General features: G+C 64.4%; 16 protein-coding genes and 1 riboswitch. Of the genes, 6 read left to right on the top strand and 10 right to left on the bottom strand.

The window, feature by feature from the left end; translation table 11 throughout:
• Positions 1–161: 161 nt before the first annotated feature.
• Both AC20117_RS03945 and AC20117_RS03940 read right to left on the bottom strand, forming a co-directional pair.
• Complete coding sequence (locus AC20117_RS03945) at positions 162–476, bottom strand: hypothetical protein (protein ID WP_074700894.1); 315 nt, start codon at positions 474–476, stop codon at positions 162–164.
• A gap of 45 nt (positions 477–521) precedes the next feature.
• Positions 522–830 carry a DUF3040 domain-containing protein gene (locus AC20117_RS03940; protein ID WP_074700895.1) on the bottom strand — a complete coding sequence of 103 codons (309 nt, stop codon included), beginning with the start codon at positions 828–830 and terminating at the stop codon, positions 522–524.
• Positions 831–1,278: 448 nt separating this feature from the next.
• Here AC20117_RS03940 and AC20117_RS03935 point away from each other — a divergent pair, with 448 nt between their 5' ends.
• From AC20117_RS03935 to AC20117_RS03910, 5 genes are all read left to right on the top strand, one after another.
• Positions 1,279–2,376, top strand: coding sequence for a DNA alkylation repair protein (locus tag AC20117_RS03935; RefSeq protein ID WP_074700896.1), 1,098 nt, complete (start codon positions 1,279–1,281; stop codon positions 2,374–2,376).
• A 530-nt stretch (positions 2,377–2,906) separates the two neighbouring features.
• Positions 2,907–4,628 carry an FMN-binding glutamate synthase family protein gene (locus AC20117_RS03925; protein ID WP_083339739.1) on the top strand — a complete coding sequence of 574 codons (1,722 nt, stop codon included), beginning with the start codon at positions 2,907–2,909 and terminating at the stop codon, positions 4,626–4,628.
• Positions 4,629–4,698: 70 nt separating this feature from the next.
• Positions 4,699–4,814, top strand: a riboswitch (SAM riboswitch).
• Positions 4,815–4,850: 36 nt separating this feature from the next.
• Positions 4,851–5,390, top strand: a complete 540-nt coding sequence (locus tag AC20117_RS03920) for an OsmC family protein (protein ID WP_074700898.1) — start codon at positions 4,851–4,853, stop codon at positions 5,388–5,390.
• A 59-nt stretch (positions 5,391–5,449) separates the two neighbouring features.
• Complete coding sequence (locus AC20117_RS03915; RefSeq protein ID WP_074700899.1) at positions 5,450–5,635, top strand: DUF1918 domain-containing protein; 186 nt, start codon at positions 5,450–5,452, stop codon at positions 5,633–5,635.
• A gap of 332 nt (positions 5,636–5,967) precedes the next feature.
• Positions 5,968–7,314 carry an APC family permease gene (locus AC20117_RS03910; protein WP_236777536.1) on the top strand — a complete coding sequence of 449 codons (1,347 nt, stop codon included), beginning with the start codon at positions 5,968–5,970 and terminating at the stop codon, positions 7,312–7,314.
• Between the two features lie 131 nt (positions 7,315–7,445).
• On the opposite strand, the gene AC20117_RS24095 is transcribed toward AC20117_RS03910, so the two are convergent.
• From AC20117_RS24095 to AC20117_RS03875, 8 genes are all read right to left on the bottom strand, one after another.
• Positions 7,446–7,580 (bottom strand): hypothetical protein, encoded by a 135-nt coding sequence (locus AC20117_RS24095; protein ID WP_257790779.1) that lies wholly within the window; start codon positions 7,578–7,580, stop codon positions 7,446–7,448.
• 41 nt (positions 7,581–7,621) lie between these two features.
• Positions 7,622–7,801: a hypothetical protein gene (locus tag AC20117_RS03905; protein ID WP_074700901.1), complete on the bottom strand. Its 180-nt coding sequence runs from the start codon at positions 7,799–7,801 to the stop codon at positions 7,622–7,624.
• A 94-nt stretch (positions 7,802–7,895) separates the two neighbouring features.
• Entirely contained in the window at positions 7,896–8,225 is a 330-nt protein-coding gene (locus AC20117_RS03900; protein WP_074700902.1) for a DUF4190 domain-containing protein, read from the bottom strand.
• A 102-nt stretch (positions 8,226–8,327) separates the two neighbouring features.
• Complete coding sequence (locus AC20117_RS03895) at positions 8,328–10,004, bottom strand: long-chain-fatty-acid--CoA ligase (protein ID WP_074700903.1); 1,677 nt, start codon at positions 10,002–10,004, stop codon at positions 8,328–8,330.
• A 19-nt stretch (positions 10,005–10,023) separates the two neighbouring features.
• On the bottom strand, positions 10,024–11,205 hold the full coding sequence (locus AC20117_RS03890) for an acyl-CoA dehydrogenase family protein (protein WP_074700904.1): 1,182 nt from the start codon (positions 11,203–11,205) through the stop codon (positions 10,024–10,026).
• Positions 11,198–13,240: a 3-hydroxyacyl-CoA dehydrogenase NAD-binding domain-containing protein gene (locus AC20117_RS03885; protein WP_074700905.1), complete on the bottom strand. Its 2,043-nt coding sequence runs from the start codon at positions 13,238–13,240 to the stop codon at positions 11,198–11,200. The genes AC20117_RS03890 and AC20117_RS03885 overlap by 8 nt, the downstream gene beginning before the upstream one ends.
• Positions 13,241–13,296: 56 nt before the next feature.
• A complete protein-coding gene (locus AC20117_RS03880; RefSeq protein WP_074700906.1) occupies positions 13,297–13,998 on the bottom strand; it encodes a TetR/AcrR family transcriptional regulator in 702 nt (233 codons plus the stop codon).
• 67 nt (positions 13,999–14,065) lie between these two features.
• Positions 14,066–14,653: a phosphatase PAP2 family protein gene (locus AC20117_RS03875; protein ID WP_074700907.1), complete on the bottom strand. Its 588-nt coding sequence runs from the start codon at positions 14,651–14,653 to the stop codon at positions 14,066–14,068.
• A gap of 156 nt (positions 14,654–14,809) precedes the next feature.
• Between AC20117_RS03875 and AC20117_RS03870 the strand changes: the two genes are divergently transcribed.
• A complete protein-coding gene (locus AC20117_RS03870; RefSeq protein ID WP_074700908.1) occupies positions 14,810–15,253 on the top strand; it encodes a DoxX family protein in 444 nt (147 codons plus the stop codon).
• The last annotated feature ends 57 nt before the right edge of the window (positions 15,254–15,310 follow it).

Below are 15,310 nucleotides of genomic sequence, written 5' to 3'. Positions count from 1 at the left end.
TCCAACTAGTTCGCGTCCCTCATTCGTACCCCCGGGACCAGCCGGGGTCAATGGTTTGCCACCGGTGCCGAATGGAACGCAACAGCCGGATATGTGGAAGGCCCCGCGGCAGACCTCGGTGCTGCCGCGGTTCTGGGTGCTTCATTACGCGTGCCGGACCGTTATGCCGCAACCGCCGCGTGCTCAGCCGGCAGCTGCCTGCCCGGCGAGGCGATGTGGACGCTGATATCCACGTGGATGCCTTCCTTGCGGGCGAGAACGTCGGAGAGATACTCGGCAAGTCCGGATTCCGCGACCAACCGGCGGTCGCCGACGATGGATCCGTGGAGGTACGCTACGCCGCCGGTTACCTCGGCAGCTTCGAAGGACGCACCTCCCACACCGTTAGCTAATATCCAGTCAATAACGTCACGGAAGGTCTGCTCATCCCCTTGGCGGCATTCGGCTGTCAGGGTGAAATTGATCGTGTCCAACATGAGAATTCGACCTCCCTTTATCGCTGATTGTTGACGGGGGCTTAATTACCTGGACGGCCCGTCCGAATCCTCGTGGGGGAGCGGCTCGCGAACCTGCTTATATCCCCCGATAACTATTAGCAGGAAGCCGATAATCCCGATGAGAGGTAATTGCGTGGCGACGCCGAACAGGAGTACCAGCACTCCGGTCAACAGCACGAACAGCCCCGGCCAGCTCGGAACTGGCGCCGACTGCCCCGCCTCCCCGGCCCGAAGCTTCCGCGCAAATGCAGGATCTTCCGTATCGATCCGCCTCTCCAGCTCCTCCAGCTGCATTCGTTCGTTGTAGGACAAAGACATCTCCTTGCCGGACATCAAGCAAACTCCTTTCAGCGATTCAAGTCCTGGACACATCGGCCTCTGGGACTCTGGCATGTCGGAGGCAGATGCCTGCCGACATCCGAGCCAGAAGCGAGGCTGCGAACGGCGTCCGGAACAGTTTCCCCTTGTTCTTGTTATTCACTATTCCTGTGAATATGAATTTATTTCGGATAAATCAACCAGTAGGCATTTAGTGCCCTTTGAAGTCTCTTTATCATATTCTCGAGCCTCTATAACAATGGTATCCAAAAGGATAAATAAAGCAAAAAAGAATTGGTGATAATGGCAACACTTGAAAATGAATAGAAAGCGGCGGAGAAAGAGCTGATTGTCTTATCGTGCTGTCCTGTCGTCGGGCTACTATCAGCACTGAAGTCCTGCGCACCATAAGATGCCGAAGAGGGGATATTCGCTAGAGCCGTTCGGATACAGGGATGATCACATGGGTGCAATGAACGACCTTCTGGGCCCGGAGGCTGTGGAGGGACTGAGGGTAGCGCTCGGTCAGGGCTCACTCCGGTCGGGCTGGAGCGCGCTCGGCGCTGCCGAGGCGAAGCTGGAGCCGCTCTCGCTCCGCGCACGCTGCGACCTGCTGGCGGCTGCGCTGCTGTCCGATCTGGACGTCGGCTACGGTCAGGCAGCCGACGTTATCCGGACTGCGCTGAACGATGAGTCCTTCACCGGCTGGATGATTTGGCCTGTTTCGGAGGCTGCCGTCACGCTCGCGTTGCAGGACGGGACCACACGTGCATTCGACGACGCACTGACCTTGCTCTTCGAGCTGACTCCCCGGCTTACAGGGGAGTTCGCGATCCGCCGCCTGCTCCTGCAGGACCTCGACCGGGCGCTGGCACAGATGCAGGACTGGACGCGGCATCCGGACGAACAGGTCCGGCGGTTGGCCAGCGAAGGGCCGCGGCCGTACCTGCCATGGGCGGTCCGCGTGCCGGACATCATCGCCCGCCCGGAAGCGACACTGCCGCTGCTCGATGCCCTGCACACCGACTCCAGCCAACTCGTCCGCCGGTCCGTGGCCAACCACCTCAACGACATCGCCCGCCACGACCCGGAAACCGTGGTCGCCCTGGCAGGGAAATGGCTGGGGGAGCCCGGCGACGGGACTCCGTGGGTGGTGCGGCACGGGCTGCGGACCCTGGTCAAGAAGGCACACCCCGGTGCGCTCGCGTTGCTGGGCTTCACTCCGAATGCGGTGAGCGTCTCGGTGCCGGAGCTGGACCAGGCCCAGGTGCAGTTGCCCGGCGAGATCGCGTTCACGGTTGCGGTCAGGAACGACTCGCTGCACCCGGCGCGTCTGGCCGTCGACTACATGGTCCACTACGTCAAGGCCAACGGAACGCTGGCACCGAAGGTCTTCAAACTCGCCGTCGCGGAGCTGGAACCGGGCGAGACACGCCGGTTCGGCAAGGCCCATGCACTCCGGCCGATGACCACCCGCGTGCACTACGCCGGCCGCCACCTACTCCAAGTGCAGGTGAACGGCCAACTATCAGCGGCGGCGGAGTTCGACGTCGTTATTTAGCGGCAGGGGAGCAATGGCAGGAATTCGACGATAACTGGCAGTTTTCCGGCCATGGAATCCGGTAGGCGCGGCGTTGACGCTAAGACCCATCGGAATCCGTGAAGAAAGCAGGACCAGCCATGAGCCTCCAGCCTCCGGAATACTGGCTGAAGATCCACAACATTGAACTGCAGCAGCTGATGGCGCAGGCAGAGCGGACCCGCCAGCGCTCGCGGTACCAAGGGAATGGGACTGCCCTGCGGTCGCCGAAGAACAGGGCCAAGTCCGTGGCTCCAGTCAAGAGCGAAGTCGTAGCCCCAGCGGTAACAGCCTACGCAAGCGATAATCGTGCGCGGGCCTGGTTCCACAGCTTGATGCCACGGCTGAGGCGGGGAGCGCTATCGGCACCCGCACCGGCTGGGCGGCAGCCAGCCGACTGCTGCGCCTGACGGTCAAGGTTGAGCGCTGTGCCTGAGCCGTGCCTACGCCCGGAACCGGACGAATCCGCCTGATCCGTCCGGTTCCTTCGGCGTCGGTCGTAGACTCGGGCCATGGCACGCTTTTTGGTTTTTGTTGTTCTTGCGGTGCTGGGCTTTATTACCATCGTGGCCGCGTCGTTCGGCTCCGTTGGCTGGTGGGTGCTGGCCGCCGTCGTTGTTGCGCTCTTGGTGATCGGGATCTGGGACGTGGTCCAGACCCGGCACTCGATCCTGCGGAACTACCCCATCCTGGGGCATATGCGGTACGTGCTGGAATCCATCCGGCCGGAAATCCAGCAGTACTTTGTCGAGCGGAACGTGGACGGAAAGCCGTTCAACCGCGATGTGCGGTCGCTGGTGTATGCGCGTGCCAAGGGCGAGAACAGCCACAAGGCCTTCGGCACGGAGCGCGAAGTGAACCAGATCGGCTACGAATACCTGATCCATTCCACCGCTCCGGTGGCGCCACCCAAGCAGCATCCCCGGATACCCTTGGGCGGGCCTGATTGCAGGCAGCCCTACGATATTTCGCTGTTCAACGTCTCTTCCATGAGCTTCGGCTCGCTGTCGAAGAATGCCGTGCTCGCGATGAACAAGGGTGCGGCGCTCGGCGGTTTTGTGCAGGAAACCGGTGAAGGCGGCCTGACGAAGTACCACCTCGAATACGGTGCCGACCTGATCTGGGAGATAGGTTCAGGCTACTTCGGCGCGCGGGACAAAGACGGACACTTCAGCCCAGAAGCCTTCATCCCGAAGGCGGCGCGTCCCGAGGTCAAGGGCATCAGCATCAAACTTTCGCAGGGGGCCAAGCCCGGTCTGGGCGGTGTCCTGCCGGGTTCTAAAGTCACCCCGGAGATCGCCGAAGCCCGCGGCGTGGAGATGGGCGTCGACTGCGTGTCGCCTGCCAGCCACAGCGCCTTCGGCACGCCGCGGGAACTGATCCGCTTCGTCAAGCAGCTGCGCGAGCTTTCCGATGGAAAGCCCATCGGCTTCAAGCTGTGCGTGGGCTCGCGGGTGGACGTGCTCGCCATTTGCAAGGCGATGCTGGAGGAGAAGGTGACGCCGGATTTCATCGTCGTCGATGGTTCCGAAGGCGGCACCGGCGCGGCGCCGCTGGAGTACCAGGACAACGTGGGCACGCCGCTGACGGAGGGCCTGATGCTGGTGCACAACGCCCTGGTCGGCGTGGGGCTGCGGGAGCGCGTCCGCATTGCCGCCGCGGGGAAGGTCGCCTCCGGCTCGGACATCGTCAAGCGCCTGATCGAAGGCGCGGACTTCACCATGAGCGCGCGGACCATGATGATGGCCACCGGCTGCATCCAGGCGCAGAAATGCCATACCAACGAATGCCCGGTGGGCGTGGCCACGCAGAACCCGCGGCTGGTGCGCGCGCTCAACGTCGAGGACAAGGGCCAGCGCGTTTTCAACTACCAGAAGCTCACTGTGGACGAGAGCGTCCAGATCATGGCGTCGATGGGCTGCAAATCCCCGGACGAGGTCTCGCCGCGGATGCTTCGGCGCCGCGTGGACCATCTGACCACGCGCTCCTACGAGAACATCTACAACTGGATGGAGCCCGGCGAACTGCTCAAGGATCCTCCCCGCGGCTGGAGCGAAGACTGGAACCTGGCCAACGCTGACTACTTCCGCGAACCGCCCAAGAAGCCAGCCGAGGACGAACACAAGACGGAGCCCGTACCCGGCAGTCCGGAGTATGACCGGGCCCGGATCCCCGGCGACAAACACCAGCCCGAAGGCCAGGTTGGCCGGCCCGAAGGCGAGCTGGGCCGCTAGGAACTATAGAAGTCCTCGTGTTACAAAACGGTTGAACGTACCGTGCTGCACCATGCAGAATCGGACACAGAATCAAGAGTTCCAACCTTCGGCCCTGGCCGGTTGGACGGCAACCCTCGTAGCTGTAGCGGGGTGCCCCAGGTGAAGATTCGACGCCGGCCCAAACGGGAGGCGTAAGTATGGCGCCCTGCTCCGGCGTGCGCCGACAGGAAGGATTCAACCATGACTGAAACAGCTCTCCGCGACCTGGCCGAAGATCGTGCCACCCGTCTGGATGAGGCCGGCGCCTTCTGGACCGGCAAGATCGCTGAAGACACCGCCAACGCCAAGCTGACGTTCAAGGTGGCAGGCCAGGGAACCGGCCCGGTGGCCACCCGTGTCACCGCGGGCAAACACGAGTTTTCCGTTGACGAACCGGCGGGCCTGGCCGGCGAGGATACCGCTGCCAGCCCGGTGGAGTACGCGCTGGGCGCCCTGGCTTCATGCCAGGTAGTGGTCTACCGGCTGTACGCACACCAGCTAGGCATCCGTTTCGACGAGATCAGCATCGACGCCGAGGGCGATCTGGACGTGCAGGGCCTGTTCGGCGCCGATCGGAGTGTGCGCCCCGGCTTCAGCGCGGTGCGGTTGAGCGTGAACATCAACGGCCCCGAAACGCAGGAACGCTACGAGGAGCTGCGCCGCACGGTAGACGCGCACTGCCCGGTGCTGGATCTCTTCGCCAATCCCACTCCGGTCAGCGCCGAGGTCTTCAAGAAGTAGCTCCGGCTATTCCCCTTCGGCGCGGTCCCTCGTACCCTAGGGCCAGGAGGTAATTCACGATGAAGGCATCGCCAGGCAACAGGATCATTGTCCGCGGCCGGACCGTCGAGTCGTCCGACCGGCACGGGGAAATCGTCGAGGTCAGGGGAGATGACGGCGCTCCTCCGTACTTCGTGCGGTTCGACGACGGCCACGAATCCGTGGTCTTCCCCGGTGGGGATTTCGTAGTCCAGCACAACCCCTAGCCGCGGGCCGCACAGCCCGCACCAGCCGATAGCTGACTGAGGGCGGCAGCATGCTCATGCTGCCGCCCTCAGCACTGTCCAGCGCCGGCCGCGCTGGGCAATAAGACGCAGCCAACGCAACATGGCCGTTTCAGGGCGAAACATCGTAGTAATGTCGTGCAGTTACTCTTGCCGTGATCGGCGCCACCCTCGCGTCGCCGGCAATTTCCCATGCCTGAACGGCATCTGAACGAGAAAGGGGCATCGGCGTGGCTGTGTCACAACACGAATCCGAACCCTCACTAAAGAAAGTACTGGGGCGCTTCGACGTCCTCGCCCTGGGCTTCGGGGCCATGATCGGCTTCGGCTGGGTGGTCCTGACCGGAGGCTGGCTGGAGTCCGCCGGAACCATGGGCTCGGTGACGGCCATGCTTGCGGGCGGCATCATCATGGCCGTGGTCGGGCTGACCTATGCCGAGCTGTGCGCGGCGATGCCCAAGGCCGGCGGCGAGCACAACTACATCATGCGCGCGATGGGCCCGCGCCCGTCCTTCATCGGTTCCTGGGCCATCATCGGCGGCTACGTGACCATCGTGGCCTTCGAAGCGGTGGCGCTCCCGCGGACCGTCCAATATATCTTTCCCAACCTCAGCCAGGTCAAGCTCTGGAACGTCGCCGGTTTCGACGTCCACCTGACGTGGGCGCTGGTAGGTGCCGTTGCCGCCGTCGTTATTACCTGGATCAACATCCGCGGTGTGAAGGAAGCCGGCATTGTGCAGACCTTCGTGGTGCTGTTCCTGCTGGCCATCGGCCTGGTCATGATCGCCGGCGCCTTCACCGGCGGCGAGATCTCCAACATGGAACCGTTCTTCAACGGCGGTATGACCGGTTTCTTCGCGGTGCTCGTGGTGGTGCCGTTCCTCTTCATCGGGTTCGACGTGATTCCGCAGTCCGCGGAGGAAGTGAACATTCCGGCCCGCCAGATCGGCCGGCTCGTGGTGGTCTCGGTCATCCTGGCCACCATTTGGTATGTCATGGTGGTGCTGACCACGTCGTCGGCCATGCCGGCCAGCGAGCTGGCCGGGACGGACATCGCGACGGCGGACGCCGTGGGCGCGATGTTCGGCTCGGACATGATGGCCAAGGTGCTGATCGCCGGCGGTATCGCGGGCATCCTCACCTCGTGGAACTCGCTGCTGCTGGGCGCGTCCCGGCTGATGTTCTCGCTGGCGCGCTCCGGGATGCTGCCGGCCTGGTTCGGCAAGCTGCACCCCAAGTACGGCACCCCTCATAATGCCCTGCTGTTCATCGGCGCGCTGAGCTTCCTGGCGCCGTTCTTCGGTGTGGAGATGCTGGTCTGGTTGGTAGACTCCGGTGCGCCGAGCATCGTGCTGGCCTACACCATGGTGGCGATTTCCTTCCTGATCCTGCGCCGCCGCGAACCGCAGATGGACCGGCCGCTACGGATCGGCGGCAAGGGCAAGGGCGGCATCGCGATCGGCATCGCCGCGGCCGTGCTGGGTGTGGCCTTGTTCAGCCTGTACATGCCGGGGATGCCGGCTCAGCTGGGCATAGAGCCGTGGATCCTCTTCGGCCTGTGGTGGGTCATCGGGCTGGTCTACTTCTTCCGGGTGCCCGCCGGTATCAAGGCCGGACCGCTGGCGGAAGAGCACGTGTTGGAGCGGGTCCGCTCGCGCTGATGAAGCACGCTTACTCGCGCTGAGGCAGCATATGCTGCACTGACAGCAAGACAACGACGGCGGTGGCCGCCTTTCGTCCCCGTGCCGGCAAGGTGCCGGGTCGGGGACGAAAGGCGGCACCGCCGTCCTAATCAGTAGCGGTACGGGTTGTCTTCGGCGGCGCCGTGGCGGGCGTGTTCGAAGCCTTCCTGCCAGGCGTCCCGGACCGCGTGGGTCAGCTCCGCCAACAGTCGGTACGAGGGGTGGTCGGGGCCGACCCAGAGCATTTCTTCCTGTGCCCGGTCAAGAATCCCGTGGATCTGTTCGCTCAGTGCTTTCTCCTCAGGGCGCCCATGATTTTCCCGCCGATGCTGCCGTGTTCCGTGCCGGCGGCTCCGTAAGTACCGCGCGTTCTGCCCCGCGTGGTGCCGGGTGTATGACCGGTGCCCATCCTGCCCTTGCCGCCCAACCGCTCGGCGGCCCGCTTGATCCTGTTACCTATACCCATGGTGTTTCTCCTATGGCTGGCAGTGCCCGCCTGCAAGGACGCCGACAGGTCACGCCACTATTTTAAGTCCGGGTATGGCGAGCGCACTAGCAAGTCAGGCCATGGTGCCGGACGTGGCTACCGCGCCGAGAATGCCGAAGACGAAGATGAACAGCAGCACCCAGCCCAGCAGCATGAGCCCGTTGAGCACCAGTCCGGCGATCGCCATTCCCCTGCCCGCGGGTTCCTTGCTCAGCCCGACCAAGCCGAAGATGAATCCCACAATGGGCACTACGAAAGTGAACCCGAGAAACAGCGAAACCAGCCCCAGCACCATGGCCGTGACGCTGGCGCCCTTCGGCTGGGGCTGGACGTAGACCTGCTGGTAGACCGGCGCGGGATGTTGCGGCCCGGGCAGATTCGACGGCTGGTACGGATTGGACATGCTGACCCCCGGAGGTTGTGCTGAAAGGTTTTACCCAGCCTATCGCCGCCCTCCGACAGCCAGCGCACTGTTACCGGCTGCTCGCCTCCGTGCGGGGCTAGCTCATGAGACAGGCTCTTGAGCGTCCTGGGCTGCTGCTGCCTGAAGGGCGGAGGCGCGCAGGTCCGCTTTCATCACCTTGCCGGTGGACGTCCGCGGCAGCTCGTCGGTGAAAAGGATCCGGTCCGGCAGCTTGAATCCGGCCAGCCGTTCCCGCAGGTGAGCGCGCAGGCGCGCATCATTGACGGTGGCGGTGCTGCTGCGGATCACGAATGCCATCGGCCGCTCGCCCCACTTTTCGTGCGGAACGCCGACGACGGCGGCATCCAGCACCTCGGGGTGGGAGACGATGGCTTGCTCGACTTCGATCGTCGAGATGTTTTCGCCGCCGGAGATGATGATGTCCTTGGCCCGGTCCTTGAGCTGGATGTAGCCGTCGGCATGCATGACGCCCAGGTCCCCGGTATGGAACCAGCCGCCATGGAACGCTTCCGCGGTGGCTTCCTCATCCTTGTAATACCCGAGCATGACGTTGTTGCCGCGCAGGACGATCTCGCCAATGCTCTTCCCGTCCGCGGGCACGTCGTTCATCTCGGTGTCCACCACCCGGGCACTGTCCGCCTGCAGCATGCCCACTCCCTGGCGGGAGATTTTCTCGGCCCGCTCCGCAGCGGGGAGCGAGTCCCACTCCGGCTGGTGCTCGCAGATGGTGTTCGGGCCGTACACCTCGGTCAATCCGTACACGTGGACAACCGTGATTCCGAGGGCTTCGAGCTTGCCGATGATGGTTGGCGACGGCGGTGCTCCCGCCGTCGTGAGCCGCAGCGGCGACTCCAACGGGTGTGCCTGGTCGGCTTCGGCGATGATGCTGCAGACAGTCGGCGCGCCGCACAGGTTGGTGATGCCCTGGTTGTCGACGGCGTCCCAGACGGCGTCGGCGCGGACGGCACGCAGGCAAACGTGCGTGCCGGCTGCGGCGGTGACGGCCCACGGGGTGCACCAGCCGTTGCAATGGAACATCGGCAGCGTCCATAGGTAGCGGGTATCGCCGGTGAAACCGTTGTGGAAAGTCTCGCCGAGGGCATTCAGGTAGGCGCCGCGGTGCGAGTAGAGCACGCCTTTGGGCCGTCCCGTGGTTCCCGAAGTGTAGTTCAGCGTGATCGGCGTGCGCTCATCAACCACGCCCCAGGGCAGATCCGGCTCCGCCGGTGCCGAGGCCAGGAACTGCTCGTAGCCGGTGGTCGCGAGGGTGCCGGCGCCGCTGGTCGCAGCCACCGGTCGGGCCGGTGTGACCGTGCTGTCGGAGACTTCCACGACTTCGGCGAGTTCGGGCAGCTGCGCCTGCATCCCTGCCAACGACCCCAGGAACTCGGAGTCCACGAACACCAGTTTGGACTCCGAATGTTCCAGAATGTACTGGATTTCCCGCGGCGACAGGCGGGTATTGAGTGCCACCAGCACGCCGCCGGCCAGCGGCACAGCGAAGTGCGCGATCAGCAGTTCAGGAACATTCGGGCAGAGGAACGCCACCCGGTCGCCCGGCTCGATCCGGTTCCTGATGGCCTTGGCCAGCCGCTGGGCTTCGTTGGCGAAATCCTGGTAGCTGTAGCTGCGGTCACCGTGGATGATGGCGGTCTTGCGGCCGAACACCTCGGCCGAACGCTGCAGGAAACGCAGCGGGCTCAGGGGAGTGTCGTTGGCAGGCTGGATGTCGGCGGGAATTACTGACGTCACTGTCATGCTCCTGGTTTGGCGGGGTTTAGGCGAAGGCACTGTGGCCGGTGACCTCGCGGCCGATCAGCAGGGCCTGCACGCTTTCGGTGCCCTCGTAGGTATGGATGGATTCGATGTCGAGCAGATGGCGGACCACATGATTCTCCAGCAAGATGCCGTTGCCTCCAAGCATGTCGCGGGCGATTGACGCCAGCTCGCGTGCCTTGCGGGTGTTGTGGTATTTCGCCATCGAGGCCTGCGCGGGCCGCAAGGCACCGGCCGCGTCCAAGCCGGCCATGTGGACGCAGTGCAGCTGCATGCTGGTCAGCTCGGCGAGCATATGGCTGAGCCGTTCCTGGACCAGCTGGAATTTGGCCAGCGGCTTGCCGAACTGCGTCCGCTGCTTCGCGTAGTTCAGCGCGGCCTCGTAGACAGCGGTGGCGTGGCCGAGCGCGGACCATGCCACGCCCAGCCGGGTAGCGACGAGCACGGCTGAAGCATCCTTGAAGGTGCGGGTGCCGGGCAGTACGCTGTCCACCGGAATGCGGACATTTTCCAGCCGGATCCGGGCCTGGTAAATGGCCCGCAGCGAGGCTTTGCCGGTGATCGTCTCGGCCTCGTAGCCCGGGGTGTCCTGCCTGACCAGGAAACCGCGGACGTTGCCCTGCTCGTCCCGCGCCCAGACTACCGTCACACCGCCGACCGAACCGTTGCCGATCCATTTCTTCTCACCGTTCAGCACGAACTCATCGCCGTCGCGCACCGCGGTGGTCTCCAGCGAGACGGAGTCCGATCCGTGGTCCGGTTCGGTCAGGGCGAACGCACCGAACTCTTCACCCCGGGCCAGCGGTCCGAGCCACCGGTCCTTCTGTTCCTGCGAGCCGAAGTAGGCGATGGAGCGCATCGCCAGCCCGCCCTGCACAGCGATCACGGTGCCCAGCGAACCGTCGCCGCGGGAGACTTCCATGTTGACCAGGCCGGCGGCCAGGGGCGACATCGGTTCCTGCCCGGGGACGGTCAGACCGTCGGAAAGCAGGCCCAGATCGCCCATGCGCTTGACCAGATGGAGAGGGTACTCCGCGCGGTCCCAGTAATCGTTCATCTGCGGCACCGCTTCGTCGGTGAACGTCCGGGCTCGTTCCCAGACAGCCCTGTCCGCCGCGGGGATGCCGCTGAAGACGCCGTAGTAGTCGGTGTCGAGCGGAGTGGAAACGTCGTAGTCAGGCACTGATGCTGTCCTTTGTTCTCAGGCTGCCCGCGCTGGCGGGCCTCGGGTGATGGCTGGTGCCGGCAAACCGGTCCAGCAGCGGCGTCAGGCCGCCGGTGTGGAAGGGGTAGTTGGCGCCGAGGATCATGCACAGGTCGATTTGCTCCGGCCCGGCCACCACGCCCTCGGCGAGCATGTGCTCCACCTCGTCGGCCAGCGCCGCGATGATCCGGCTCCGCGCACCGGCTGGATCCACGCTGCGCGCTGCGGGCAGGAGGGCGCGGACCTCGGGCGGGACGTCGCCGTCGTCGTCCAGATAGCCGGGCAGGCCGGCCTCGATCAACTTGTGCAGGGTGGCGCTGAGCCGGAACCGGTCCGGAAAGGCACTGTGCATGGTCTCGCAGATGTGCTGCTGCACTACGGGACCGATGAAGCGCAGCAGCGCCAGCGGCCGCATCGGCAGCCCCAGTGGATCCAGGAGGCGGTCGACGGCGGCCGGGTCACCGCCGTCGTCAATCAGCGCCAGCACCTCACTGAACAGCCTGGTCAGCAGGCGGTTGACCACAAAGCCGGGAGTATCGGCGACCAGAACCGCCGTCTTGCGCAGCCGGGCGGCGAGTTCGAAGACCGTGGCCAGGCTCGCCGGATCCGTCTGCGGCGTCCGCACCAGCTCCAGCAGCGGCAGGACGGCCACCGGGTTGAAGAAGTGGAAACCGAGCAGGCGCTCCGGGTGCGCCAGGCCGGCGCCCATGGCTTCGATGGACAGCGATGAGGTGTTGGTCAGCAGCAGGGCGTCGGGCCGCAGGATGGGCTCCAGCTCGGCAAAGACGTTCTGCTTCACCGCGAGATCTTCGAAAACTGCCTCGAGCACCGCATCGCACGAAGCGAAATCCTGCTTGTCCGTGGTGACGCTGATCAGTCCGCGGATCTGGGTAGCGGTGGCCTTGGTCAGTGTGCCGCGCTGCACCTGCTTGGCGAGCTGAACGTCGATCCAGTCCAGTGCCTTGTCCAGCCGCGCCGCCGAAAGGTCCGTCATCAGCACCGGGACGCGAAGTTGCCGGGCGAAGACCAGCGTCAGTTGGCTGGCCATCAGGCCGGCACCGATAACGCCGACGGAGGTTACCGGGCGGGGATCGGCTGCCGGCCGACCGGCTGGATTTTTGCTCAGTGACTGGGTGAGGCGGAAGGCGTAGATGCTGGCGCGGGCCTCGGGGGAGAGGACGAGCGCGCCGAATGCGCGGATCTCGGCCTCGGGGAACGCTGCGTCTTGAACTGTCCGGTCGATGAGCTCCAGCGCACGATAGGGTGCAGGTGCCGCGCCATGGAGCCGGCTGTCCAGCTCGCGACGGGCAGCTTTCAGCGCGTCTGCCCAACCTGCTTGGCTCGGCTGTGGCCGGTGGGCGGTCGTCCCGTCCGCGAGGATGGCCGCGGCCGTGTCCAAAGCGGCGGGCAGGAACTCCGGTTCAGGTACTACTGCATCGACCAGGCCAGCGGCCTCCGCATCCCGTGCAGTGAGGTGGCGGCCGGCCAGCGCATCGCGCACCACCAGCCGGGCCGTAGCCTCGGGTCCCATCAGCGCGACGGACAGCGGAATCCCCGCCCAACCGGGGATCAACCCGAGCCGGACCTCAGGGAAGCCGATGGCGCGTACCGAGGCTGCTGCAATGCGGTGATCCGAGTGGAGGGCCAGCTCAAGGCCGCCGCCCAGTGCCGCACCGTTGAGGAACGCGAAGGTCGGTACCGGCAGCGCCGCCAGCTTGCCGAAAACGTTCAGGCCCTGCCGGGCGATTCCTTCCGACTCCTCAGGAGTTTCGGCCTTCAACATATTGTCCAGATCGGCGCCCGCACAGAACACCTTGCCTGTCCCCGTCACGGCCACTGCGTCGACGTCGGGTGTCTCCACCGCGTCGAGCGCTGCGCCCAGCTGCTCTAAGGAGGCCGGACCCAGCGTGGCGGGCCGTCCGCCGGAACCGGAAAGGGTGAGCAGGGCAAACCGGAAACCATTGTGCTCAAGGCGGGAAACAACGACGTCGGAAACTGTCTCGGCGGTAGTCACCGTAGAAGTATGTGATGAAACCCAGTATCAAGTCAAGGGAAACTCAGTTTCAAAAGTTAACCGCGCTGCAGTTTCTGCTGGAGCCGGCGCGCGAGTTCAGCGGGCGGGAGGGACTTGGGAAACACGGCCACCACCATTTCCTCCTCGGCCCGCGGGCCAGCGTCCGCAGATGGGAGCACACCGTAGAGGCGCCGCACATCATCGAGCGCTGCCCGCAGTTCCCCGACGTCAAGTTGCCGTTCGTTGCGCATCAGCTCGCGGAGCAGGAAGTTGTGCGTGCTGATGACTGTTGCCGCAAACCGCACGGCATCCAGCGGCGGCAGTCCAGGGACGGCGTCGCGAAGATATTGACCGAACAGGCGTTCATAGCGGAAGACCGTGACGAGTTCGCGGTCCCGCAGCGCGGGTACGGCATTGACCACCTGGTAGCGCTGCCGGGCCGTTTCGACCTGCTTCGCAAAATGCTCGAAAACCATCGCGGCGGCCCGGCAGACCGCTTCCCACGGGTCCTCATGTTTCCGTGCCAGCAGCACCTCCGCGTGTTCCAGCAAGGTCTCGTGGTCGGCGAAGATGACATCTTCCTTGGAGCGGAATTGCCGGAAGAACTTGCTGCGGGAGATGCCCGCTGCCTCCGCAATCGCATCGACGCTGGTGGCCTCATAACCCTGGCTGACAAAAAGTTCCAGTGCTATCGAAGCCACGCCGGAGCGGAACTGCGCCTGTTCAACGGTGCTGCCATTGTCCATTGTCTTGACCATCAGGCTGCCCTGCTGCCTGCCGGAAACTCATCGCGAATCACCGTTCCACCGTACGGTACCGGCACCCTCACCGCAGGTAAGTGATGTACGCGGCGAAGATGCCTAGACCGAGCACCCAGCCAACAACCACCTGCGGCCAGGTGTGGGCCAGCAACTGGACCCGCGACCAGCCGACCGCCCAGGGGATAGCTGCCCAGAAGAGTCCCAGCGGCAGGGTGGCCGAGGCCAGCATCGCGCCGAGAAACGCAGCGACCGCCGCATGCACAGACACTTTCCAGACCAGATTCACCAGCAGGGAAGCGATCAGGCCCAGCAGCACGGCGTAGATCAGCGAGTGCAACGCCGGCGGTGCATGCATCAGCGTGAGCAGCCAGAGGCCCACCCCTATCGAGACAGCGGTGCCCGCCAAAATGGGAGCGCGCTGCGTCCGCGTCCCGATATGGATGTCGCTGAGTTTGCCGCGCCGCGCCAGCACAACGACAACGCTGAAGGGCAGGAGCGTGACAAAGAACGCGGCCACGGCAGCCTGCGCGGCGGTCACCTCCGGCAGGGTGAACGGCGAGGCCACCAACACCAGTGTCACCAGGACTGCTGGCGCGAAAATCTCGGTGATGACGCGTGCGATCCGGTGGATGCGGACGGGATTTCGGGACACCTTCCAGCCTAGCGGGCTTGCCCGCTACTCGGTTGGCCGCTAAGTCGCCGTAAACCGTGTTGCACGGTACCCAAAGGATTTTTCAAGCGCTTAGGCAGATGCTGGACATGTCAACTAATCGCAGTCCAAGGACCATCCCGTCCGAAGGAGAACCCGATGTCCGATTCCACCCGCATACAGTTGCAGCACGTTGGAATTACTGCCCTGCGCGTCATCGCCGGGCTGATATTCGTCGCCTACGGGTGGCAGAAAGTCAGCCAGAATACTGTAGCCGGCGTCACTGGCTACTTCACGCAGTTGGGCGTGCCGCTGCCCGAACTGTTCGGTCCCTTCATTTCCTACCTGGAACTCCTCGGCGGCATGGCCCTGATCCTGGGCGTACTGACCCGGCCGATCGCCCTGTTGTTCGTGGCCGACATGGCCGGAGCCCTCCTCTTCGCCCACCTGCCCTCCGGTTTTTATGTGGAGCAAGGAGGCTTTTCCCAGGTCCTGATTCTGGGCACCGCGGCCCTCGCTATTGCAATGATCGGCCCCGGCCCGTACTCGGTGGACCGCTACCTCTTCGGTCGGAAGGAATCGAAAGTGGCGGTCCTCGCCTGACAACGAAATCCTTACCTAACCACAAAATAGAGGACGACGCCGGCACTTACCAAAGTG

This window comes from Arthrobacter crystallopoietes, assembly GCF_002849715.1.
Taxonomy (GTDB): Bacteria; Actinomycetota; Actinomycetes; order Actinomycetales; family Micrococcaceae; genus Crystallibacter; species Crystallibacter crystallopoietes.
This window is presented reverse-complemented; position numbering and strand designations above follow the sequence as displayed.